A 24161-nucleotide genomic window follows, 5' to 3' on the forward strand; every position below is an offset into this window, starting at 1 on the left:
AAAAAGATTCCTCTTTATCACAGCCAATGGATTTACTTGATTGTCAATTTAGACATATCTTCGAATGTATAGATTGGGATCAAACCTGCATCTTCTACATTACCAATTCGGTTATTGACCGCTAGGATTTTCTTGTTGTCAACGATTGGGTAAATGATCGCTTCGTCAGCAATGGCTTTTTGCAAATCATCATACAATGCTTCACGTTTGTCCGTGTCTAATTCAACTGCTGCTTGGGCGAACAAATTGTCAATGGTTTCGCTATTGCTTTGGAAATAGTTGGCACTACCGCCAGTTTCAAATAGACTGCCGTATAAGTCAGGGTCATTCCCCATGATATATCCGCCAAGGAATAAGTTGTACTTCGTTGAATCTGGTTTCTTCAACTCGGTAAAGATCGCTGTACCATCGCCACCTTCAAGGGTAACCGTTATGCCTGCTTGTTGCAATTGTTGTTGGATCAACGTAGCTTGGATCGTTTGGGCTGGATCGGTTGAGTTGAAAGCCAAATTCAATGACAAATCAGTCACACCAGCTTCTTGTAAAAGTTCTTGAGCCTTTTCGACATTTGTCTCGTATTTTTCAACATCATCAGTGACGTATGGGTTGTTCGGTGGCAAGAATGAATATGGTGTTGCATAATACTCTTCATCTAAATACGCCGCTTGATTTAATTCGTCTTTGTTCAACGCATAAAGAACTGCTTGTCGAACTTTCACATCTTGCAAAGCATCTGAGTGAGTGTTCAAGCCTAGATAACCGACACGGTTTTCAGTATAAGGATAAACAGAGATCTGCTCATCATCTAAGTCTTCAATATCTGAAGGCAAGACAACGGCTGCATCCACTTCCCCTTTTTGCAAAGCGACTTTCGCCGTATCGGTACTTTCGATGATACGCAACGTCACATTTTGAATCGAAGGCTTGCCGCCATAATAGTTTTCATTGGCTTCAAAAGTAAAGTACTCACCACGTTTGTATTCTTTCAGTTGATACGGACCAGTGCCGACTGGTTTTTCAGGCAGTTCACTGACAGAGAAGTCGGTAACATCTTTAAAGATATGCTCGGGAATGATGTATGTTTCGGTTGCGATGTTGCTGATCGCTGCGGCACTTGGTGTCGGCAACACGAATTTGACGGTGTATTCATCCACTTTTTCGATCGCGATCGGTTGGTCGTCGACCCAAAGGGAATCGGCATTGCCATTTTCTTTTTTGACTTTTTGTTCATATGTGAAAACAACGTCATCGGCGGTAAAGTCTTCGCCATCTGACCATTTCACATCTTGTTTCAAATGTACTGTCAAGGAAAGGCCGTCTTCCGCCGGTTCCACTGATTCTGCCAACGCATTTTGTGTCGTTCCATCTGCTTCCACTGTAACTAGTGGAGAATAGATCATGTTTGTCACTGTCAATCCCCAACGATCACTGGTGTTGATCGGGTTAGTGGACGATGGGTCCCCGCTGATCGCATAAGTGAATGTTGAATCATCCCCAGCTCCAGCTGCACTACTGGTTGACGTTTCTTCTGTATTTGATCCACCGCAGGCTGCTAGAACAAATCCTAGTCCAACGACGGCAACACTTGCTAAACCTTTTTTCCAATTTATCATTTTTCCATCCTACTTCCTGTTCCTATATAGTAATAGTCGTTTTTACCTTTCTATTCCCATACAGGTATACTAGATTTCTTTGTTACTTCCTCGATAATTGCTTTTACTTCATCGGTCTGATAATATCGAACGACCGTTTGGTAAACGTCATTGTCTGCTTCGTCTGCTCGCGCAGCGATCACATTATAATAAGGCTTAGAGGAATCAGCCACAGGTTCTAAGAAAATCGCATCTTCTGTAGGTACCAAACCAGCATCGACGGCCATGCCATTATTGATCAAAGAAATGTCGACGTCAGTCATAGCTCGAGCAGTCTGATTGGAATCAAGTAGCTCAAATCTCAAAGCTTTGGGATTGTCAGTCACATCACTAGTTGTCGGCAGTAGCCCCTTGGATTCATCCAAAGTGATCAAACCCGCCGTTTGTAAAAGCAGCAGTGCGCGACTCTCATTTGAGACATCATTCGGTAAAGCCACTGTAGCTCCATCAGCCAATTCACTGACATCTGTGATTTTATCGGAATAAATACCAAGTGGGTTTAATGTCGTATACGCAATCGTTGTGTTGGAATAACCACTTTCTTCGTTGACGTTGTCCATAAAAATCTCCGTCAATGCTGCGTGTAGATCGATCGACCCATCCTCTAGTGCGACGATTGGTTGGCGATAATCGGTAAACTTCACCAATTGCAGGTCGATGTTTTCATTTTCCTTCAATTCTTCCTGCACATGTTCCCAGGCTTCGTTTTGTTCACCAACAACACCCAATTTGACAACGATGGCTTCCTCATCTGCTTGACTGCTGCCGCAAGCGGCGAAGCTGAACAATGCCAGCAATCCAAGAGCCCCTGTTGACAATCCCTTTACTACGTTTCTTTTCATCCTTTTTTCCCCTTTTGTTCCCTCCTCAGATCAATCGTCCCGTTTTCTTGTGGCGATGCTCAACTAGACCAATTTCACCTTTTCTTTTAGAAAGAACTGCTTTCTCGTGAGAAAAAAGGGAGAATGCCTGTTGCCGTCAACCGAAAACATCGGACTCACTATTCATATGTAGTGTAACTTTATCCTATACAACTAAAACTGTCAATAAAATTACTCTACAAAAGTAAGTTTTTAACTAGCTGATCTGCGGTCGGGTTATTTGAATATCTTCAGTGCATTTTCTAAGTCATCGATCAAATCTTTACTACTTTCGATCCCAATGGAGATCCGTAAAAGATCCGGCGTCAATCCATAAGATTCTCGCACCTCTTGAGGAATATCCGCGTGGGTCTGTGTCGTTGGATACGTGATGAGACTTTCCACACCCCCTAGGCTTTCCGCAAAGGTAAAGACCTTTAATGCCGCTAAAAAGCCGCTGATTTTGGTTTCATCAAGCACCCGAATGCTGATCATCGCGCCGGCATTCGGATACAGCACCTCTTTGATCGCCGGATGGGCTCGTAAAAAGCGGCCGACTTCCTTGGCGTTGGCTTCTTGCCGTTCAAAGCGCAACGGCAGCGTCTTTAAACTTCGAATAAATAACCACGTATCAAAGCTGCTCAAGGTAGGGCCAGAAGTATTGGCTAAATAGTTCAAGCGCTCCCCCAGCTGCGCATCTTTGGCGATCACGACGCCTGCCAAAATATCATTGTGGCCAGATAAGAATTTGGTACCTGAGTGGATCACCAGATCGGCACCTTCCTCTAAGGGCAACTGTCGCAAGGGCGTCAAAAAGGTGTTGTCTACAATCAATAGCGCCCCATGTTCGTGAGCAAGCTTGGCGGTTTCAGCAATATCCGTCACGGTCATCAAAGGATTCGTTGGGGTCTCTAAAAAGACAGCCGTTACCTCGTCAGTTAATTTTTCACTTAATTCTGTTACAGTACTGAAGGTATCGAAAAAGGCCCGCTGGCTTTTTTCCAATTCCGCAAAATAGCGAAAGCTGCCGCCGTACAAGTCACGAGAAACCAAAAAGCGGCTGCCGCTGGCAAACAAATCAAAAATCAAAGCGATCGCACTCATGCCAGAGCTGGTCACTACTGCCCGAGCCCCTTTTTCTAATTCAGCAAGACCCGCTTCTAAAATATCACGGGTTGGGTTTTTGGTACGGGTATAATCATAGCCGGTACTTTGCCCCAATTCAGGATGCGCAAACGTCGTGGAAAGATAGATCGGTGGGCTGATCGCCCCAGTTTGCTGATCCGAATGATTGCCTAATTGTGCCAGAAAAGTTGCTGTATCAATCGTCATGTCGTTCCTCCTTTTTGATTGCCTCGATCATGCGATCAAGGGCTTGTTGAATGATAGTCGGTGTTGTCGCAAGATTCAGACGAATCAAGCCTTGACCGTCTTTGGCGAACCATTCCCCATAATCGACTGCCAAACCGGCAGTATCTTGGATCACGTGCTTGGTTCGTTCTTTGGCAATGACTTGCCGCAGATCCACCCAGAGAAGGTAGGTTCCTTCTAAGGGCAGGAGCTCAATCTTGGGAAATGCTTCTTGCAGTTGCTGGCGGACCATTTGTTCATTGGTAGCAACCACTGAGAGCAGATCAGCTAGCCATTGATCCCCCGATTCATAAGCAGCTTTGGCAGCAGTTAGACCAAAACAATTAACTTCCGTCTGCTTGTATTGCCGACACCACGCGTGATAGGTTGTGCGCATCTCTAAATCTGGAATCCAAACGTGAGACAGCAATAACCCTGCTAAGTTAAAGGTTTTTGAGGGCGAATCCAGGACGATCAGTTTTTCAATGCCTAAACGCTGCGCCACTGTTATTGCCGAAACAAATTGCTGGTCACCGAGTATCAGCTCACGATGGATCTCATCGGCGATCACGACAACCTTATGTTTTTGGCAGATTGCCAATAACTGATGTAGCTCTTCCTCTTGCCAGACCCGCCCTACTGGATTGTGGGGGGAGCAGAGAATAAATAGTTTTACTTTTTTTTCAATGATTTTGGCTTCAAAAGCAGCAAAATCGATTCGATAGGAATTCCCCACTTTTTGTAAAGGTGCTTCTATCAAGCGTCTTTTCGTCTCCTTGATGCTGTCAAAAAAGGGATAGTAGACGGGCGGCTGGATCAAGATGCCATCGTCAGGTTCTGTGAAACAATGAAGCAAATCAACCAAAGATTGGACGACCCCTGTGGAAAACGAGAGCCATTTTTCTTCAAATTTCGTCCCCCAGTGGCGATCTTGCCAGCCCTGATAGGCTGAAAAATAGCCTGAGGGGGGAATGCCATAGCCGAAGGTTCCTTGAGCAACCAGTTGCTGCAAAGCTTTTTCTACTGCTTTTGGCGCCGCAAAATCCATATCGGCTACCCATAAAGGCAAAAGCTTTTCTCCTTGGAACCGTTGATCGACAAGATCCCATTTTAAAGAATCAGTGCCTTTTCGCTGTCTGGCATAATGGGAGAGAAAGGACTCAATCGTCATTGATACTCACCCGACCTTCTGGCTCGCTACCGATCCGATAACCTTCTTTCGTGGGCTTGACGGACAGGTCATACGGCGTTCGCAAATAGGTTTCATTGATCCAATTGCTGAAAAACAAGGAGGCATGTCCCCGCCAACGGTTGGTGATTTTCCCACCTAAACGGTCATAGGCAAAGTAATTTTGCGGCAATGCGGTAGCTAAGCCCCGTTCCATGTCTCGCAAGTACTCTTCATTCAAGGTCGTTGTATGGTATTCAAAATGTCCTAGTAAAAAGACATTTTTATGATCCTCTGATACGAAGATGGAGGGTCCCGTTTCAACACCCGCTGCCAATATTTCTAAGGGGGCTTGGGCGAGCTGGACTTCATCGATGCCAGTATAGCGCGAATGCGGTGTATAAAAGACGTCGTCAAAGCCCCTAACCAGTGGATGGAAATGCGTGACTGTTTGTTCGAAGACACCGAACAACTTGCTTGGGTACAACACTTTTTCGATACCGTAATGGTAATAAAGACCTGCTTGCGCTCCCCAACAAATATGCAAGACTGAAGTGCAATTCGTCTGGCTCCAATTCATGATCTCTTGCAGTTCTTGCCAATAATCAATGGCTTCAAATGTCATTTTTTCAACAGGGGCACCAGTAATGATCAAGCCGTCGAAGCGTTGGGACTGGATCACTGAAAATTCTTGATAGAACTTTTCCATGTGATCGACAGACGTGTTTTTGCTTTCGTGGTACTTCATTTTCAGTAAAGTCACCTCAATTTGCAGAGGGCTTTGAGAAAGCAGACGCAACAACTGATTTTCTGTAGCGATCTTTTTCGGCATCAAATTGACGATGGCGATTTTCAAGGGACGGATCTCTTGCTTCGCCGCTTTATGCTGCAGTAAGGCAAAGACATTTTCTTTTTGCAGGACCGCTGCAGCGGGTAATTCTTTGGGAATAATGATTGGCATTGCTTCAACCCCTTACAGATAAATTTCTTGTTGAAGAGAAAGCGAACAGTTTCGGCTGTGAAAAACAAAAAAAGCCGCCCTTTTATCCTTGCGGATAAAAGGGACGACTTGATGCGCGTTACCACCCTAATTCGTGCTATTCTCACAAATAACACCTCAACAGTACACTATGATACTTGGCGCTGTAACGGGCGCATGCCGTTTTGCTGGCGTGAACCAACAAAAAAACTCAGAGCTCATCTTCACTGATCACCGCATGTCTCCTTTTTCACCAACCGGAGTCTCTGTACCTTTGTTGATCTGCTACTCTTCTCTTCAACGTTATCGAAATCTTTGTTTAATTTTAAAAAATTATAATTGTTTTTTCATTTACTGTCAACGTCAAGTTTATTTTTTTCTTATAGTTCTTCTAAATATAAATATTGTTGCCCCATTTTTTCATAAATCGTTGCTAAGTCTTCTTTGCTGACTTCGCGATCTTTATGCCCATAAGGGTCATTGACATACATCGTCTCTCCGTCGATTCCCGTGATCACTACCGAGTGGATCAATGCAGTCACAAGGATTTCACCATTTTTCGTATTCCATTGAAAGAAATCAGCATCGGTAGGTACTTGTAATTCTAAGGTCGCGATCATCCAAACGGGTTTTCCAGATTGCAGTACTTTGACGATCTCATCAAAGCTTTTGTCTCGTCCACTAACGACTTCATATTGCTCTTTCACAATCCTTTCGGCAACATCGGTGATCGGCTCAACGTCAACCCCCATTGCGCTATCGCCGCCATAGATGTTTCCAACAAAGCCTTCTCGTGGGTCTCCATGGTGATCGTAATCCTCATAAAGCGGGACATACGCTAATTCTTCTGCCAATTGATTTTTATTCGTTTCAAATCCGTAAAAATTCAAGAGCATCGATAAAGCTGTTACTTCACAGCCGTTTCCTAGGGCAACTTCATCGAATTGATTTTCTAACGGAACATCTAATTGAATAACCTCACTGTATTCCGGCTCTGGTGTTTGTTCCTCATCCGAAAGTGCTAATGTCAATTCATCCTCTATCACTTCAAAGGGGGATTGCCCGTTCTTACTGTCATAAAAAATCAGCAGAAAGAAGAGCATCAAGACGAACATACTTAAAAGTAACCGTTTTAACTTTATCTTCTTCATCTACTTCCTCCTCTTGTATATTATAACTTATTTCTGTTTATTTTTTCACTATAATAAACTTTTTAAGAAAGGGTATTTTATTAATCTGGCCACAAAAAAATAGACCCGTCTAGGTAGCGGGTCTACTCAAACTGGCGCTTATGCCGCTTTCTTTTGTTTCTGAATAAAGCGTCCTTTTGCTTTCGAAAACGAACGAATATCAAATTGTTTGCTTAAGGCACCTGCAACAAAATAAGCCAAATTGAAATCGATCAAGCTATGGATCAAGCCACCGATCCCCATCAAAACGAACAAGAAATAGTAGAAATTGCCATCGAATGCGGTTCCCGGGACATTTCCTGTGAAGTAAAAGGCGGCAACGACTGCCATTTCAACGGTAGAATGAATCAGTCCAATAATCAAGTTAAAGCTCTGAAATTTGATATTCAATAAAGAGGGTTTGCCATTTTTCAGTAAAATATCTGGGTGCTTCTGTAAATAAAAGGCACCGATGACGGCAAAAACAACATGGGACAATGCCCGTAAAGCAATGATTGGTGGCAGTGTTAAGAAAAAGCCAAAGGTTGTTCCTAAAGCTACCGCGATCGCCATCGCTGGTGAAAAGAACATCGCCACAAATACGGGAACGTGGCTAGCTAAAGTAAAGGATGCTGGTCCAATGACGATTTTGGGCATTACCATGGGAATGACGATCCCCATGCCGATCAACAATGCAGCGATCGTTAAATGGCGGATGGAATGATTTTTCATTTATACTCTCTCCTTCAATGTGTCATGACAGTTCTGTCTTGCTTATTCTACTGGTATTTCCACGAGGTGTCAAGACACAAAAAACGAATGTTTATTCAACATCCGTTTTTATAGAGGTTATCCTTTACGTGCTTGCATTTCATTACTTAATTTGGCAAATTCCACTAACGACAGCGTTTCTCCACGTCGTTTCGGATCGATCCCACTTGCTTCTAAGCTGTCTGCCAACCACTGTTTGGTTGTTTCATCTTTTCCATAGCTATTTTGCAAATTGTTCCAAAGGGTTTTACGACGCAGTTGAAAGGCTGCTTTCGTTAATTTGAAGAACTCTTTTTCATCGGTGACTGCGACTGCTGGTTGTGAACGACGCGTCAATTTCAGAATAGCCGAATCAACATTTGGTTGAGGCACAAAAACAGTTTTCGGGACGATGAATGCCAGTTTTGCTTCCATGTAGTATTGCACAGCGATCGACAACGAGCCATAGGCTTTAGTCCCAGGAACTGCTGAGATTCGATCAGCCACTTCTTTTTGCATCATCACCACCATTTCATCTACTGGTACCTGAGACTCTAAAAAGTGCATCATAATTGGCGTAGTGATGTAGTAGGGCAAGTTTGCGACAACTTTTAATGAAGCAGCCGTATCGCTGAATGCTGATTGAATGGTCGTTGCCAGATCTGCTTGCAAGACATCTTGATGAATGATTTGCACATTTTGATATGGCTGCATTGTGTCGGCTAACACTGGAATCAACCGATCATCGATTTCAAACGCCAACACTTGCTTGGCATGTTTTGCCAACTGTTCGGTCAACGCACCGATCCCGGGACCAACTTCGATGACGTTTGTCGTCTCGTTGATGCCTGCTGTTTCTACGATTTTCCGTAAAATATTCGGTTCTGTTAAGAAGTTTTGACCTAAACTTTTTTTAAAGGTAAAGCCATGTTTCGCTAAAATCTCTTTGGTTCTTGAGGGGGTTGCTATATCCCGTTCTTCTTTCACAATTCTTCCTCCACTGTTTTCATTGCTTCTGCCAGCTCTGCATCAGTAATACGAAACATTGCCAGCCGCTTCTCTAGTTGTTTGCCGTTCGTATAGCCGATGCGTAAAAGATCCCCCAACCGCTCTCGTTTCTCTTTCGCTCCAGCCCCTGCGATCAAGCCATACGCTAACAACTGTTGCCGATCAATGGTCCCTTCGCTAGCTTCATTTGAAGCAATCGGGGTTACGACTTTCCGCAAGGCTTCTTTCAACGCTTCATGGCTGGCGTGTTCCACGCCTAAACTGCCTTTGTTTTTCGGTGTTGCCTGACTGCGTGGTAAAAAGGCATGCTTGGCATCCGGAACGACTTCCATAATGATCTTGCGGATCTTTTCTCCTGAAAAATCGGGATCGGTAAACACGATGACCCCTCGTGTCTCTTGGGCGTGCTCGATTTGATCAAGGATCGTATCATCAATTGCCGAACCGATCGTTTCGATGGTATCTACTTCGAACACTTCTTGCAATCGGCGGGTGTCGTCTTTGCCTTCGACGACAATGATTTCTTCGATTTTCGGTTTATCAGTCATTGATCCTAAACAAGCGGTGGGCATTTTTTGTCGTGTAGGTCGCAACATCAGCGACCGCTTCTTGCCGCAGCTCCGCGATTTTATCCACTACATAATGGGTATAGCCGGGTTCATTGCGCTTGCCACGATAAGGAACAGGGGCTAAATACGGCGCATCAGTCTCAACGAGTAGCCGATCTTGTGGCACAACTTGCGCAGCTTCTTGTACCTCCGTAGCCTTTTTGAAGGTCACGACACCACTAAAGGAAATGTACATTCCTAGATCCAAGAACTTTTTCGCCCATTCGCCATCCCCGCTAAAGCTGTGCATGATGCCGCCGATCGTTTGGACTTTTTCATCCTTTAAGATCGCATAGGTATCTTCTAAGGCTTCACGGGTATGAATACTGATGGGCAGCTGATGTTCACGAGCGATCGCCATTTGCCGACGAAAGACCTTTTCTTGAACTTCTTTCGGATCTTCCATCCAGTGGTAGTCTAAACCGATTTCACCTAGGGCAACGACTTTTGGTCGTTCCAAGCGCTCTTGCAAATAGGTCTCTACATTTGGGGTATAAGAACCAGCTTCGGTGGGATGCCAACCGATAATGCTGTAAATGCCAGGATATTCTTTGCTTAATGCTAACGATTTTTCAATCGTTGGCTGATCGAAACCGACGACCGCCATCTCCGTTACTCCTAGTTCATGCGCACGGGCGACGGTTTCGGGAATGTCTTCGTTAAACTGTTCTGCATTCAAATGTGTATGAGAATCAAAAATCATGAAATCTCCTCCTTAGTCCTTCTATACTCTAGCATATTTTGACGGTTTAAGAAACGAATCCTCTCCGCTTTTTTCAGCAGTTTAAGAAAACTTTCAGCAAGCAAAAAAAATCCGCCCAAAGTTGGAGGACGCCGAAGCTGATTTTCTCTATACTGAGTGTAACGAAATCGTATGGAGGTGGAAATATGGAACGATCAAAAATTGATCCCGGCCGCTTTTTTTCTGGCCAAAAAGCAGCAGCTAAAGGCACGTTAAAACATCAATATCATTACTATCGGCAGCAAAATGCCCATCAAGCATTCAACAGCGACTTTCAGCGAAATTTCCAGCAAGATTTCCCGAATTTTGCTACATGGCTAAAATTGCAGCAGCAGACACCACAAAAGAATCAAACAGCGACTTTTTCTCACTGGTTATTGGTTGGTTTCTTCGGACTTTTGACAGCAGCAAGTTTTTCGCAACAGCTCTTATTCCTACTTTTTGTCTTTGTCTTAGCCGCTCTCGTCAAAGGACCTGGCATGATCATATGGGGCATCGTTTATTCCTTCTTAGTTAGTTTGTTCCCGCCATTGGGTATCGTTCTTTCTGGCTTATTTTTCTTACTTACCCTGCGTCAATTAACCAAAAACGTCACTTTCGTTTTGACTGCATTGTACTTTTACGGTTATCCCTTTATCATCACAGCCCTCCAACACTTTACGAATTGGAACCCGCAATGGCTGTGGGTCGGCAGTATCGGTTTTGCCTTGATCAGTGGCCATTTTGTCTTAAAGCAAAACTATCCCTTTGCTTCAAGTAAAAGTCTCGCATGGGCGATCATCTCCGTCCCTTATGATTGTGTCATGGCTTTGATCCCCGTCAAACACAAAGCACGCTTTAAACGTTTGGTGAAAATCAAATAATTGCGATCTAGGATACAAAAGATCGGCTATTGCAGCCCCTTTTGTATCTTTTTTTCATGGAAGAAACAAGCGAAATACGATGGATATTTTTTGTTATTTTTGCTTTCGTATGATTGCTTTTTTTGTAAGAATCTACTATGCTAGAAACTAGCAAATCAAAAAAGGAGCCACGCCATGTACACCCTCATTCTTATTGCATTCCTCCTTACGGGCTTGCTAGTTTACTCCTTTATTATTGAACCGCATCTTCTCAAACAACGGCATTATCTCATAAAAAAAGACAAGCGCACCGTCTTAGATATTTCAAAAGCTTATGACCTTTACCAAGCAGAGAGCAATATCGTGATCGCCCATATCAGCGACCTTCATTTTTCTCGTTGGTTTAAACCAAGACGAATGAATCGCATCATTCGATCAACGATCCAAAACAAGCCGGATCTGATCATCATCACGGGGGATCTGATCGATAATTATAAAAAATGGCCGCATCGTTCAACCAAGCGACTGATCGAAAAGCTGAAAAAATTGCAAGCGCCTCTGGGTAAGATCGCAGTTATGGGGAACCATGACCATTTGAATGACGGTCATTACTTTGTTAAGGAAATATACCAGCATGCAGGGTTTACCTTACTTGATAATGAGTCGGTTTTTGGTTCTGATGACAAGACGTCGATGAATATTGTCGGTATCGATATAGAAAGTCCGAAAGTCAGTTTTACCTATGAAGCAACCTTAGCAGAATGGCAGCTACTTTTGCTCCATGAACCCGATTATGTTTCTCGGATCACCAATCTGCCAAACTACGACTTGATTCTGTCTGGCCATAGCCATGGCGGGCAGATTCGCTTGCCTCTTTATTATGCGAAAACGAAGGGTGCGTTGAAATATACCGATGGGCTCTACCTTTTAGGCAATGAGACCTTATTGAGTGTTTCCAGTGGGGTCGGTATGACCAAGATTCCCGCCCGACTCGGCGTCCCGCCAGAGATCCTTTATTACCATCTAGAACCGCAACAGCAATCGAACGTTTCTTAACTGTTCAATGGTGTGATTGGGAAAAAATCAGCGAATCGTTTCCGCAAACGTTCGATTCACTGATTTTCTTTTTGTTTCTATCATGTTAAAATATACCATATTAATACTTTTCAACAATTAGGAGGAACCAAAAAATGCTCATCTCAGGAACGCTCTGGTTTTTGATCGCCTTCTTCGCTTATACAGCCTATGTATACCTTCAGGGGTTGTACTTTCCTGTCATCGCATTTCTTGCTGCCTTGATGGGCTGCGGATTTTATCTCTTTGCTTTTCTCCAGCACAAAAATACGACGAAAAAACATCCTTAGCCAGAACGAGCTAAGGATGTTATTTGCATTATTGATTCAAGCCTTGATAAATCGTATCGAGATTCCACTTCATCATGTTATAGTAACTGTCGCCTTCTTCTCCCGGCTCTGCAATCGAATCGGTAAAGACGGTTCCGAAAATCGGGATGCCTGCATCACGAGAAACACTTTGCATTGGACGAGTATTGACGCTGCTTTCGACAAACAAGGAAGCGACGGCTGAGTTTTGCAGCTGATCCACTAAGTTTTTGATTTGCGCAGGGGTACCTTCTTCTTCGGTATTGATTTCCCAAATATAGGCAGACGGTACACCGTAGGCTTTGGAGAAGTATTTGAAGGCTCCCTCACTGGTGACGATCAATTTCTTCTCTTCGGGAATCGATTGGAAGTTTTCCTTCGCTTGCTGATCCAGTTCTTCTAATGAAGCCAAGTAGCGTTCAAGGTTTTCTTCATAGAAAGAGCGATTGTCAGGGTCCTTTTCGCTCAGGCGTTGAGCGATGTTGCGGGCATAGATCATGCCGTTTTCTAGATTCAACCAGGCATGAGGATCGGCTTTGCTGTGGTCTTCATCATCAGAAAGATAAAGCACATCCACGCCATCACTGACGGCAAAGTAATCTTCATTTTCTACCTTATTGGCATTGTTCATCAATTTGGTAAACCAGCCATTGCCACCGGTTTCTAGATTCAAGCCGTTGTAAAGGATAAGATCAGCATCGGTCGCTTTTCGAACATCTTCCACTAAAGGTTCATACTCATGAGGATCACGCCCCACCGGTACGATACTGTGAAGATCGATTCGATCACCGGCAATGTTTTCCGTAATATCAGCAATGATCGAATTGGTCGCTACTACTGAAAGCTTCCCTTCTGTTTGGGCCATCTGTCCGTTTTGCTGTGCCAAAAAGAAGCCGCCGGCTACCGCTGCTGTTGCTAAAACCGCTGTCGCTGACCAGCGCTTGACTGGACTGGTCTTTTGTTTTGGTGAGAACAAGAAACCGATCACGAAAAAGGCTCCTGCGGTCAAAACGATACTTGACCCTGCGGCAATATTAAAGCTGTACCCGATAAACAAGCCGATAAATGAGGCAAAACCACCTAAAATCCCTGCGATGACCATCATATGCTTCAATTGTTTTGTATATAAATAAGCCGTTGCTGCTGGAGTGACTAATAAAGCCACGATCAAGATCGTTCCGACGCTTTGCATCGCTGTCACTGAAACCAAAGTTAACAAGAACATCAATAAGTAGTGATAGGCTTGCACTTTCATCCCAAAAGCCTTAGCCATCATCGGATCAAAAGACGTGATCAACAGTGGACGGAAGAAAAGGATGATCACTGCCAGCACAAGGATAGCGATAGCGATCGTCAGCCATTTGTCGCTATCTTGTACCGCTAGCACATTCCCAAACAAAATGTGAAACAAATCAGTCGAACTGTTTGCTACCCCAATCAAGATAACCCCTAAAGCTAGAAACGAACTAAAGGTGATACCGATCGCCGTATCACTTTTGATCAGGCTGTTATTGGCGATATAGGTAATGATCATGGAAGCCAAGATCCCAAAGAAGATCGCCCCGACAAAAAAATGAACACCGAAGATATAAGACAAGGCTACCCCTGGTAAGACCGCATGAGAGATTGCATCCCCCATCAAGGACATCCCTCGTAAGATAATAAAACAACCGATCACCCCTGCGACGATCCCGATCGCGACTGCCGTGATCAAGGCATTTTGCAAGAAATGATAGTTACTTAAACTGGTAAAAAAACTTGTCAACATGTTAAACGCCTCCTTTCACGATGATCGCATCGCCAAATGTTTGCTTCAAATTGCTTTCGGTAAAGACTTCACTGACTGGGCCCGCAGCGATCAGGGTTTGATTGAGCAGAACCAAGTAATCAAAGTATTCGGTGATTTTCCCCAGATCATGGTGAACGATAAAAATCGTCTTGCCAGCATCTCGCAAGTTACGTAACAGCCCGACGATGATCGCTTCACTGGTGGCATCGATCCCTACAAAGGGCTCATCGAGGAAAATATAGTTGGCATCTTGCACCAACGTTCGAGCAATCAAGACCCGCTGAAACTGCCCACCGGACAATTCCCCAATCTGACGTTCCGCAAAGGATTCCATTTCTACCGCTGCCAGAGCAGCTGTCACTTTCTGCCAATCGTTGGCCGACATCCTTTGGAACATGCGCATTTTAGGATACAAGCCTAAAGATACGACTTCTTTGACTGTGATCGGAAACGTGTAATCAACCGCGGTCTTTTGTTCGACATAGGCAATTTCCTTTTGGAAGTCTTTTAACGCTTTTTTGTCGACACTCATGTCCCCGCTGGAAGGGATCAACTTCAACGCCGCTTTGATCAGCGTCGACTTCCCTGCCCCATTTGGACCAATGATCCCTACGATCGACGGTTTTTCTACTTGAAACGACAAATCCGAGATCACTTGATGATCGCCATCATAAGCTGCGGATATCTTTGAAAAAGTAATCATTATTTTCACTCCATTTCCATAGTTAAGGATAGTTTATTTATTTTTTAGGTAGACCTAACTTATTTTTATTATACAAGAAAGGATTGGTTTTGCAAGACAGTTCTCTTGATTTTTTTAAGAAACACCGCAATTTCTTGGCAATGGTTCTTGAAAACCAAGATTCTATCTCTATTTATTGAATAAAAATTGGTGCCCACAAATACTGATTCCACTAATTTTTTTCTATCTTTTGATCGCAAAGCGTTTGATTTATTTTCAATAAAAGAGATCGTTCCTCGGCACCTCAGTGACGTACTTTTTCAATAACAGAAGAGAGGCAAATCGAATCCTCTTCGTTTTCTCCCTTCATGATTAAAATCAAACAAATCAAAGAATCAATAATTGTTCTTTTTCTAGAAATTCACGAATCCACTCTTTTTTATGATGACCAAGAAACCCTTTCATCACGACTAAAACGCTTTATAAATTAAACTTTTCTAATTATTATGTGATTTTTCGAACAAAACCTAAAAATAACATGACAACTATGTTAGTCTTTGATTTGGAAAAAGTTTTAGGAGGAATAAAAACAATGAAGAAAATTTTCCAAACACTATTAGTCCTAACCTCGTTAGCAACTTTGAGTGCTTGTGGCGCTGATTCACAAACAAGCAGCAGCTCAAGTACTGGTTCATCTGCTAATGAAGAAACAGATGCAACTTCCGCTGCATCTGGTCAAGAATACACAGACCCTAGCGAACTTGCAGACAGCTACGATGTCGTGATCGTCGGTGCGGGTGGCGCTGGAATGGCCGCTGCGATCCAAGCAAAGGAAGCTGGCGCAAACCCAGTTATTTTAGAAAAAATGCCAATTTCTGGTGGGAATACATTGAAATCTTCTGCAGGAATGAACGCTTCAGAAACCAAATTCCAAGAAGCAGAAGGCATCGAGGATTCAAACGATCTATTCTATGAAGAAACATTAGCTGGCGGTCACAACACCAATGATGAAGAATTGTTGCGTTACTTTGTGGATCATTCAGCAGAAGCAATCGATTGGTTAGATTCCATGGGTATCACTTTAGACAACTTAACTACGACTGGCGGGATGAGTGAAAAAAGAACGCACCGTCCATCTGATGGTTCCGCTGTTGGGGAATACTTAGTTGATGGCTTGATGCGCAACATCCATGAATTGGAAATCCCAATTTTTGTAAATGCCGATGTCAAAGAAATCAATGAAGAAGATGGTCAAGTCAACGGGGTAACCGTTGAAGTGGAAGGAACCGAACAAACCATTGATGCCAAAGCAGTTGTCGTTACAACAGGCGGTTTCGGTGCCAATTTCGACATGATCACCGAATACAAACCAGAATTGGCAGACTACGTGACAACGAACCAAGAGGGTTCGACTGGTGATGGAATCAAAATGATCGAAGCATTAGGCGGACAAACGGTTGATTTAGAACAAATTCAAATTCACCCAACAGTGGATCAGTCGAAATCACTGTTGATCACTGAAGCTGTCCGTGGAGAAGGCGCGATCTTGGTCAATCAAGAAGGCGAACGGTTCTTCAATGAAATGGAAACACGAGACAAAGTCTCTGAAGCGATCATTGCCCTGCCTGAAAAATCAGCAACGTTAGTTTTTGATGCAGGTGTCAAAGAACGCGTAACAGCCATTGATTTTTACGAGCAACAAGGATTAGTCAAATCCGCTGACACGATCGAGGAATTGGCAAAAGAATTGGACATGCCAGAAGCAGCGCTTGCTGAAACGATCGCTACCTGGAACAGCAGTGTGGCTGCTGGTGAAGACGAAGCCTTTGGACGCAGCACCGCAATGGACAACGATTTGTCAACAGGACCTTACTACGCCATCGCCATCGCTCCTGGTATCCACCACACGATGGGCGGCGTGAAGATCAACACGAACACAGAAGTGATCGCTACGGATAACGAGATCATTCCAGGTCTCTTTGCAGCCGGTGAAGTAACTGGTGGGTTGCATGGTGAAAACCGAATTGGCGGAAATGCCGTTGCCGATATCATCATCTTCGGACGCCAAGCAGGAACAAAATCTGCCGAATTTGCGCAAGAAAATTAAAACACTCTCTATAAAAAAGAAGTACTCACGTTTTTCATCAACGTAAGTACTTCTTTTTCTTATATAATTGACACAATAGTCTTTATTGAACTGGTGCTGTCACTTTGATGATCTGCACCTCATAAGGCGCCAACTGAAGCTTTTGGTTTGTCGTTTTTCCAGTAAGCAAATCGATTCCTGAAGTTGCTACCTCTACTTCTTGATTTTCTTCGGAAAAATTCATCACAAAATAATAGGTGGTCGGAGCGAGCTGCTCTTGCTGACTTTCTCTACTTTGGATCGACACGTTCGTTGAACCTTGACGGACCCACTCATTTTGTAAGCGAAGCTGTTGTGTTACTTCTTGATAGAAGTCTTCCAAAAAGGCTTGATCCGTCCGTCCCCCAAGATAGTAGGCACTCCCTTCACCATAATCATTTACGGTCACTGCAGCTTGACCTTGATAAAAATCAGCACCGTAGACCCCTAACGTTTGGGCAGTGTTTGTTTGGACAACACTACAATAATCATGAATTTGGTACTGCTGCTCCTTCATTAAAAGCAGATTTTTTTGTTTCGGATATAACGTATCGATTTCTTTCACAGATACTCCAAACAGTTCTTGTAACTCTTGGGGCCAGCCCCCTAAATAGGTCAAGTCCGTTTCATTCACGATCCCTGTCAAATAAGTGGAAACCAGTGTCCCGCCATTTTTCGTATACTGTTGAAATTTTTTCATAGTTTCTTTTGGTAAGAGGTAAAGCATCGGAGCGATGATCAATTGGTAAGCATCAAAGTCATGGTCTTTCGTGATGACATCAACCGCGATGTCATGATCCCAAAAATAGCGGTAATGTTCTTGCAACGTTTGTGGGTAGCGTTTGCTCTCTAAACCAAAACCTTGCGCATCATTGAGCGCCCAATTGTTATCCCAATCATAGATGATCGCCACTTTGGCTTTTTTGTGCAATCCCTTGATTTCTTTGATTTCTTCTAAGGCTTTCCCCACTTCTGCTACATCTTGAAAAACACGATTTTGTTCGTCGTTGTCATGGTCCACGACGGCCCCATGGAATTTTTCAGACGAGCCTCTTGATTTTCGCCATTGGAAATAAAGATTACTGTCTGAACCGTGAGCAATAAATTGCATAGAAGACAACAGATGCATCCCGGGACGTTTCGTGCGATTGACTGGATGCCAATTCACACCACTAGGGGTTGATTCCATGATCAAAAAGGGTTGCTTTTTCAAGCTACGGTACTGATCATTGATAAACCCAACCTTACTTGCCAAATCAGCTGTTGTTCCCCAATCATTGTGCCAAGCAGGATAACAATCCCAACTAATGACATCCACATGCTGGGCAAATTTTCCATAGTCAAGGCTATAAAAGGGAATCAAATCTCGGGTATCTGCCATAAAATTCGTTGTGATTGGCACATCTGGAGACAAACGGCGAATGTCTTTGATCTCATGTTCATAGAAATCAATGGTCTGATCGGTGACAAAACGATGCCAGTCTAGATTTAGTCCATGAACTTGCATTTCGCCGATCGGCGAAGGAGATTCGATTTGCGACCAATCGGTGATGGTATGACTCCAAAAAGGTCCCCACCAGGCCTCATTCAAGGCTGCTAATGTTTGGTACTTCTGCTTGACCCATTGACGAAAGTTTTCTTGGCAAATGGAACAATGACAATCTCCAGAATACTCATTGGATATATGCCACATTAATAATGCTGGGTGGTCGTGGTAGCGTTCAGCTAATTTCCGATTGATGATCGCCACTTTCTCACGATAGATCGGTGAAGAAAAGCAGTGATTGTGTCGCCCGCCGTGTAACATTTTTTCCCGTTTTTCATTGGTCCGGAGAACTTCAGGGTATGCTTTAGACAACCAGGCAGGACGCGCGCCGCTTGGCGTCGCTAAAATGACGTTGCTGTTTCGTTCGGCAAGCTCATCCATGATTTTGTCTAACCATTCAAATTGAAACTCCCCTTCTGCTGGCTCTAAGGCACTCCAAGCAAAAATACCAAGGGAAAATGTATTAGCATGAGCTTTTTCCATTAGTTCTAAATCTTTGGCTAAGATCTCGGGATAATTTAGCCACTGGTCAGGATTATAATCCCCACCATGTAAAAAGCGTTCTTCTAAGTTATATCTTGTCATCTTCTCTTCCTATCCTTTTGTGCCACCAGCGGTCAAACCGGAGACAAAATGTTTTTGTAATGCAATAAAGACGAGCGCGATCGGAATACTAATCAAAATAGCCCCTGCCGCAAAAGTCGTATAGCTGGCTCCCATTTTATCCGTGACTAATTTGTATAACCCGATGGGTAATGTATAGTACTCAGGATTACGTAAAATCACAGAAGACAGGGCAAAGTCTCCAAGTGGTCCAGTAAAGCCATTCATGGCAACGACTGCCAGCATTGGTCGTGATAAAGGAATCAAAATTTGCCAGAATATTCGCGTATTGCTTGCGCCATCTATCTTGGCACTCTCGTCTAAATCTAACGGGATCGAGTCAAAATACCCTTTCAATAAGTACGTGTTCATGGGAATCTGGCCCCCAACGTAAATCAAGATCAGCAACCAATGGCTATTGATCAAGCCGAGCATTTGCGCCAATACAAAAATTGCGATCAAGGCAGAAAACTGCGGGATCATTTGTAGGAGTAAGAACAGCATCAACCCATTTTTACGGCCTGTAAAACGAAATCGTGAAAAGGAATACGCCGTCATGGAGACAAAGATCAGTGACAGAAGCATGGTGCATACACTGATTTTCAATGAATTCAGATACCATTGACTATAATAAAGCGAGTTGTCGCCAGCAAACAATTTCGTGTAGTGACTTAATGTCGGACTCGTCGGAATCAGACTCGTACTTACTAAACTGTTCCCAGGGTTAAAACTAGCACCGATCGTCCATAGTAAAGGGTAGACGATCACCACTACCGTAAAAATCAGTACGAGATACGTCAAGGATAGGCGGAAAAATTTTTGTTTTTTCATACTTGCTGCCTTCATGTTATCCAACCTCCTTGAATGAATTTGTTCGGCGGAATTGCCATAAAGCAATCGCGATCACGACGATCGATAAGAGAATCGTCAATGCTGCTGCTAGTGCATATTGACTATTTTGCATCGTGAGCTTATAGATCCATGAAACCAAAATATCGGTACCACCAGCGGTCGAACCAGGAACTGCCGGTCCACCAGAATTAAACAGATAAATGATATTGAAATTGTTGAAGTTAAACGTATATTGCGTAATCAAAATCGGTGCCATTGCATAAAGCAGTAATGGCAATGTGATTCGTCGGAATTTTTGCATAGCTGAAGCACCATCGATGGTCGCCGCCTCATACAAATCATCCGGAATGGATTGCAGCGTCCCTGTAGTCACGATAAAAATATACGGAAAGCCTAGCCAGCCTTGAATCAGTAGCAAAGCTAAGCGGGTCCAATTCGCACTCGTTAGCCAAGGAATCGGTGAAATCTGGAAGAAATTCAAAATCGTATTATTGATCGCACCAAAGGAATCATTGAACATTCCTGAAAATACCAAGATCGTAACAAATCCTGGAACTGCCCATGGGAGGATCAAAATCGTTCGAAAGAACTTTTTGAATCGTAGTTCTTTTTGATGCACCAGCACCGCTAAAAATATTCCGATAGAAACTTGTAACGTTGAGGCGATCAAGGTCCAGATAACTGTCCAGCCTAGAACATTGAAGAAGGTACTACGCCAAATATCGACAGTAAAAATCTTCTTAAAGGTCGCTAATCCCACCCAATCTGCTAAATTGGCAGGTGCAGAATGATACAGATCATAGTTCGTAAAAGCTAACGCGATACTAAAGAGAATCGGAAAAATAACAGAAAACACGAGTAAGAAAAATGCTGGGCTACTCATTAAATAAGGATAGCCTTCTCTTAATAGTGCCTGGTAGCTTTCACGGATAGAGTTGACTGGTAGCTCATTGTCTCTTAATTCGCCGTTTTTATAGGCATCACGGATGTTTAAATAATAGAACAACAGACCAAAACCAATGACGATCAAGGCAACTAATCCTTCTGCTAATAAAAAGATGGAATTGTCTCTCGGCACTTCCACGCCTAATGTCACGATGCCCCAAAGTCCCATATTAAATAAATCTTTAAAGACGACAAGATACATAGCAAAAAAGAAGAAAAATAAAGCGCCTTTGATTTTTTGCCGATTATAAAATTGACCGAATCCTGGTATTATCGAGAATAGCATTGCTCGTTTTGCATACGACTGCGTGTTTTTCACATTTTCGCCCCCTGTAAGAAAAAGCCGCTGACAAACGTTTCGTTCGGCATTACTTGATTCCTAGTGCTGAATCACCATCCGAAACGTTTGTCCTCGTAACGACTTTTTAGTTTTGAATTGCCGCAATGGCTGATTTGATCTGATCGACTGCTTGTGGTAGAGCTGTTTTCGGTTCAGCCTTTCCAGTAGCAATGGTTTGCAATGCGGCATCCATTGGTTCCCATACGGAATTCATTTCAGTGATCCCTGGCGTTAGTTCTGCGTGTTGGGACTGAGCGGCGATGGCTGCAGCACTTTCACTTTCTTGAACTGCTGGATCATCTGCCAAAGAAGCAACCGCTGGTACTTCCTGTGTTTTTTCATAACGAACTTTTGAGTTTTCTTCATTGCTGATAAATTTGACGAACGCTTCAGCTAATTCAGGGTTTTGGGAATAGCTACTTACGTTGTAGCTTTTGACACCGATAAACGAGCCCATATGTTCACCATTGCCTAATAATGGCAATTCTTTCACACCATAGTCGATGCCCGCTTCTTTATAAGGAGACAAGTTCCATGGTCCCGAGACGACAGCTGCAGCTTTTCCTTCCGTAAATAAAGAGTCCAACACATTGATTCCTTGTTCACCGACCAATCCGGATGGAAAAACACCGGCATCATAAAATTGTTGGATATAGTCTGCTCCTTCGATCGCGCCTTCATTGGCTAATCCAATATCTTCAGGGTCATAGGATCCATCGGCATTCTCGCCAAAAACATACCCGCCATAACCGCTCAATACACCTTGTGCGTAATAAATTTGATCCCATAATGCCAGTAACCCATAACTGTCAGCACCTAAGACAGACTTGGAATACTCCAGCCACTCATCCGTTGTCTGGGGCAAGTCTTCTTCGGAAATTAGTTCTTTGTTATAATACAAAATTTGTGTTTCAACCGCTTTTGGTAAGCCGTAGACTTTGCCGTCAACGATTTGCGATTGCATTGCTGATTCTGTATACAGGTCTTGTAGCGTTTGATCGACTGTTAATTCTTTCAACAAACCTTCGGTAACGGCTGTACCGATTTGATCGCCAGGAATCGTGATGACATCCGCACCTGTACCAGCGGGGCCATCCAATCGTAAATCTTCGATCTGTCCACCATAGGCTTTTTCGACCACTTTGATCGTCACATCGTGTTCTTCTTCAAATTGTTTGACTGCCTCTTCAATCCCAGCTGATTTTGCTTGGTCTTCCCAGACCAATAGATCATAGTCCTTACCGCTGCCACTATTTGCTGCAGTGCTATCTGTCCCTTCACTTTGTGGACCGCAAGCACCTAATCCTAAAGCTGCTACACTTAAAAAAAGAACTCGAGACATTTTTTTCATCATCATTTCTCCACCTTTTCTTTATTTTGCAAACGCTATCTTCTAGTTTATAATAAATTATTTTACTTAATATGTAAATAGTTTTACTAAATTAATTTCTTCAATGGAGTAAATAAACGGATAAAATCAAGGTTTATCACACAAATATTTTTTGAAGTACCTCTATGTTATTAACTTTCACTATTCAGTAAATATATTTAGTAAATTCATTTACTTGGTAAAGTTGTTAGCGTATACTAGAAGAAAGAGGTGAAGAAGATTGGTTACAATAAAAAAAATTGCCGAGCAATCAGGCTTTTCACAAGCGACTGTTTCCCGATTATTGAAAGGCGACGAATCGTTGTCGATCGCAGCCGATACGCGTCAAAAAATTATTCATACCGCTTTATCACTAGGTTATGATCGCTCAAAAATAAAAACAACACTAGAAAAAATCGCCGTCCTTTTCTGGCTGACAGAACAAGAAGAGCTGCAAGATGTCTATTTTCGACAATTGCGAATCTCTTTAGAAAAATATGCGAAAATCAACAATTTGGAAATTCAACTGATCACCCATGAAGATGATGTTTTAGAAACACTGCAAGAAGTCACCGGGTTTATTGGGATTGGCTCTTTCACTGAGAAAGAAACGCAGCAGTTCAAATCCATTTGTCCCTATGGCGTCCTTTTGGAAATCAACCCCTGTCCAGAGCTGTTCGATACGGTCAAACCCGATACTGATCGAATGACGCAACTGGCGATCGATCTATTTTTAACAAAAGGATACCGAAAAATCGGCTTTATTGGTGGTGCTTATCTAAATCCTGATACCCAACGTGCAGAAATGGATAGTCGCGAGGTCATCTTCCGTCAAACGCTGGCTCAGCGAGACGCCCTCGATGAGGCATTCTTGTTTACTGGTGGCAACTTTTCCGTTGAAACCGGCTATCGTTTGGCGAAAAAAATGGTGGAATCCCTTGGTGACGATTTGCCAGAGGCGCTCTTTGTGGCTTCTGACACCATCGCAGTTGGTGTGCTCCAAGCGTTAAATGAACGATCCATCATCATTCCTGATCGCTTGGAATTAATCAGTATCAACGACAATGAGATCGCAAAATTTGTGGCTCCCCCACTAACAACGTTTAACATCGATGTGGAGGAAATCGCCAAAACCGCGATCGATTTGTTGGTGGATCAGATCGTTCATCCTCGAGCGATCACCAAAACAGTCCTTTTAGGGGCTGAACTCATCGAGCGAAAAAGCTTTACGCAAGCATAAAAAAACGCCAAGAAGTAGTAAAAGCTAAACTTTCTTGGGGCTGTTTTCGATTGTCTTACATTCGAAAAAGCATTCTTTCGTTTTCACCTCTACTTTCGCCACATGTTCACTACACTAAGATGCGGCAATGTCCACTTGCCGATAGTGTTAACAAAGCGAT

General features: G+C 43.3%; 21 protein-coding genes. 5 read left to right on the forward strand and 16 right to left on the reverse strand.

The features are described from left to right. Positions 1-32 precede the first annotated feature (32 nt). The 10 genes from FJU10_RS02355 to FJU10_RS02400 all read right to left on the reverse strand — a co-directional run bounded on the left by FJU10_RS02355 (position 33) and on the right by FJU10_RS02400 (position 10247). Positions 33-1613 carry an ABC transporter substrate-binding protein gene (locus FJU10_RS02355; protein ID WP_074535034.1) on the reverse strand — a complete coding sequence of 527 codons (1581 nt, stop codon included), beginning with the start codon at positions 1611-1613 and terminating at the stop codon, positions 33-35. Positions 1614-1663: 50 nt separating this feature from the next. Beyond that, positions 1664-2494, reverse strand: coding sequence for a MetQ/NlpA family ABC transporter substrate-binding protein (locus FJU10_RS02360; RefSeq protein WP_140965067.1), 831 nt, complete (start codon positions 2492-2494; stop codon positions 1664-1666). 255 nt (positions 2495-2749) lie between these two features. Next, positions 2750-3844, reverse strand: coding sequence for an aminotransferase class I/II-fold pyridoxal phosphate-dependent enzyme (locus tag FJU10_RS02365; protein ID WP_140965068.1), 1095 nt, complete (start codon positions 3842-3844; stop codon positions 2750-2752). Next, positions 3834-5033, reverse strand: a complete 1200-nt coding sequence (locus FJU10_RS02370) for a MalY/PatB family protein (RefSeq protein WP_140965069.1) — start codon at positions 5031-5033, stop codon at positions 3834-3836. Before FJU10_RS02370 ends, FJU10_RS02365 begins: the two co-directional genes overlap by 11 nt. Continuing rightward, positions 5023-5991, reverse strand: a complete 969-nt coding sequence (gene metA / locus FJU10_RS02375; RefSeq protein WP_140965070.1) for a homoserine O-succinyltransferase — start codon at positions 5989-5991, stop codon at positions 5023-5025. The genes FJU10_RS02370 and metA overlap by 11 nt, the downstream gene beginning before the upstream one ends. Positions 5992-6389: 398 nt before the next feature. Then, positions 6390-7160 (reverse strand): C39 family peptidase, encoded by a 771-nt coding sequence (locus tag FJU10_RS02380; RefSeq protein WP_140965071.1) that lies wholly within the window; start codon positions 7158-7160, stop codon positions 6390-6392. 138 nt (positions 7161-7298) lie between these two features. Next, positions 7299-7910 carry a hypothetical protein gene (locus FJU10_RS02385; RefSeq protein WP_140965072.1) on the reverse strand — a complete coding sequence of 204 codons (612 nt, stop codon included), beginning with the start codon at positions 7908-7910 and terminating at the stop codon, positions 7299-7301. A 117-nt stretch (positions 7911-8027) separates the two neighbouring features. Continuing rightward, positions 8028-8915 carry a 16S rRNA (adenine(1518)-N(6)/adenine(1519)-N(6))-dimethyltransferase RsmA gene (gene rsmA, locus FJU10_RS02390; protein ID WP_140965073.1) on the reverse strand — a complete coding sequence of 296 codons (888 nt, stop codon included), beginning with the start codon at positions 8913-8915 and terminating at the stop codon, positions 8028-8030. Continuing rightward, positions 8912-9484 (reverse strand): ribonuclease M5, encoded by a 573-nt coding sequence (gene rnmV / locus FJU10_RS02395; RefSeq protein ID WP_140965088.1) that lies wholly within the window; start codon positions 9482-9484, stop codon positions 8912-8914. Before rnmV ends, rsmA begins: the two co-directional genes overlap by 4 nt. Then, complete coding sequence (locus tag FJU10_RS02400) at positions 9477-10247, reverse strand: TatD family hydrolase (protein WP_140965074.1); 771 nt, start codon at positions 10245-10247, stop codon at positions 9477-9479. The genes rnmV and FJU10_RS02400 overlap by 8 nt, the downstream gene beginning before the upstream one ends. A 185-nt stretch (positions 10248-10432) precedes the next feature. Here FJU10_RS02400 and FJU10_RS02405 point away from each other — a divergent pair, with 185 nt between their 5' ends. The 3 genes from FJU10_RS02405 (at position 10433) to FJU10_RS18965 (ending at position 12492) form a co-directional block, all read left to right on the forward strand. Continuing rightward, a complete protein-coding gene (locus tag FJU10_RS02405) occupies positions 10433-11149 on the forward strand; it encodes a hypothetical protein (RefSeq protein WP_140965075.1) in 717 nt (238 codons plus the stop codon). A gap of 174 nt (positions 11150-11323) precedes the next feature. Beyond that, positions 11324-12184, forward strand: coding sequence for a metallophosphoesterase (locus FJU10_RS02410; protein WP_140965076.1), 861 nt, complete (start codon positions 11324-11326; stop codon positions 12182-12184). A gap of 134 nt (positions 12185-12318) precedes the next feature. Beyond that, entirely contained in the window at positions 12319-12492 is a 174-nt protein-coding gene (locus tag FJU10_RS18965; RefSeq protein ID WP_170924028.1) for a hypothetical protein, read from the forward strand. 28 nt (positions 12493-12520) lie between these two features. Here FJU10_RS18965 and FJU10_RS19750 read toward each other — a convergent pair whose 3' ends face one another. Further along, positions 12521-14278 (reverse strand): metal ABC transporter permease subunit, encoded by a 1758-nt coding sequence (locus FJU10_RS19750; RefSeq protein WP_081118193.1) that lies wholly within the window; start codon positions 14276-14278, stop codon positions 12521-12523. A gap of 1 nt (position 14279) precedes the next feature. Continuing rightward, on the reverse strand, positions 14280-15002 hold the full coding sequence (locus tag FJU10_RS02420) for a metal ABC transporter ATP-binding protein (RefSeq protein ID WP_140965077.1): 723 nt from the start codon (positions 15000-15002) through the stop codon (positions 14280-14282). Between the two features lie 571 nt (positions 15003-15573). Between FJU10_RS02420 and FJU10_RS02430 the strand changes: the two genes are divergently transcribed. Further along, entirely contained in the window at positions 15574-17088 is a 1515-nt protein-coding gene (locus FJU10_RS02430; protein WP_140965078.1) for a flavocytochrome c, read from the forward strand. 82 nt (positions 17089-17170) lie between these two features. On the opposite strand, the gene FJU10_RS02435 is transcribed toward FJU10_RS02430, so the two are convergent. The 4 genes from FJU10_RS02435 to FJU10_RS02450 form a co-directional block, all read right to left on the reverse strand. Next, positions 17171-19237, reverse strand: a complete 2067-nt coding sequence (locus FJU10_RS02435; RefSeq protein WP_140965079.1) for a beta-galactosidase — start codon at positions 19235-19237, stop codon at positions 17171-17173. 9 nt (positions 19238-19246) lie between these two features. Continuing rightward, positions 19247-20101 carry a sugar ABC transporter permease gene (locus FJU10_RS02440; RefSeq protein WP_140965080.1) on the reverse strand — a complete coding sequence of 285 codons (855 nt, stop codon included), beginning with the start codon at positions 20099-20101 and terminating at the stop codon, positions 19247-19249. Position 20102: 1 nt separating this feature from the next. Next, the gene (locus FJU10_RS02445; RefSeq protein WP_140965089.1) at positions 20103-21338 is read right to left on the reverse strand and encodes a carbohydrate ABC transporter permease; all 1236 of its coding nucleotides are present in this window, start codon (positions 21336-21338) and stop codon (positions 20103-20105) included. Between the two features lie 139 nt (positions 21339-21477). Then, positions 21478-22749 carry an extracellular solute-binding protein gene (locus FJU10_RS02450; RefSeq protein ID WP_140965081.1) on the reverse strand — a complete coding sequence of 424 codons (1272 nt, stop codon included), beginning with the start codon at positions 22747-22749 and terminating at the stop codon, positions 21478-21480. A 253-nt stretch (positions 22750-23002) separates the two neighbouring features. Here FJU10_RS02450 and FJU10_RS02455 point away from each other — a divergent pair, with 253 nt between their 5' ends. After that, on the forward strand, positions 23003-24001 hold the full coding sequence (locus FJU10_RS02455) for a LacI family DNA-binding transcriptional regulator (protein WP_140965082.1): 999 nt from the start codon (positions 23003-23005) through the stop codon (positions 23999-24001). Positions 24002-24161 lie beyond the last annotated feature (160 nt).

It is taken from the genome of Enterococcus sp. OL5 (assembly GCF_006491895.1).
Classification (GTDB): Bacteria; Bacillota; Bacilli; order Lactobacillales; family Enterococcaceae; genus Enterococcus_D; species Enterococcus_D innesii.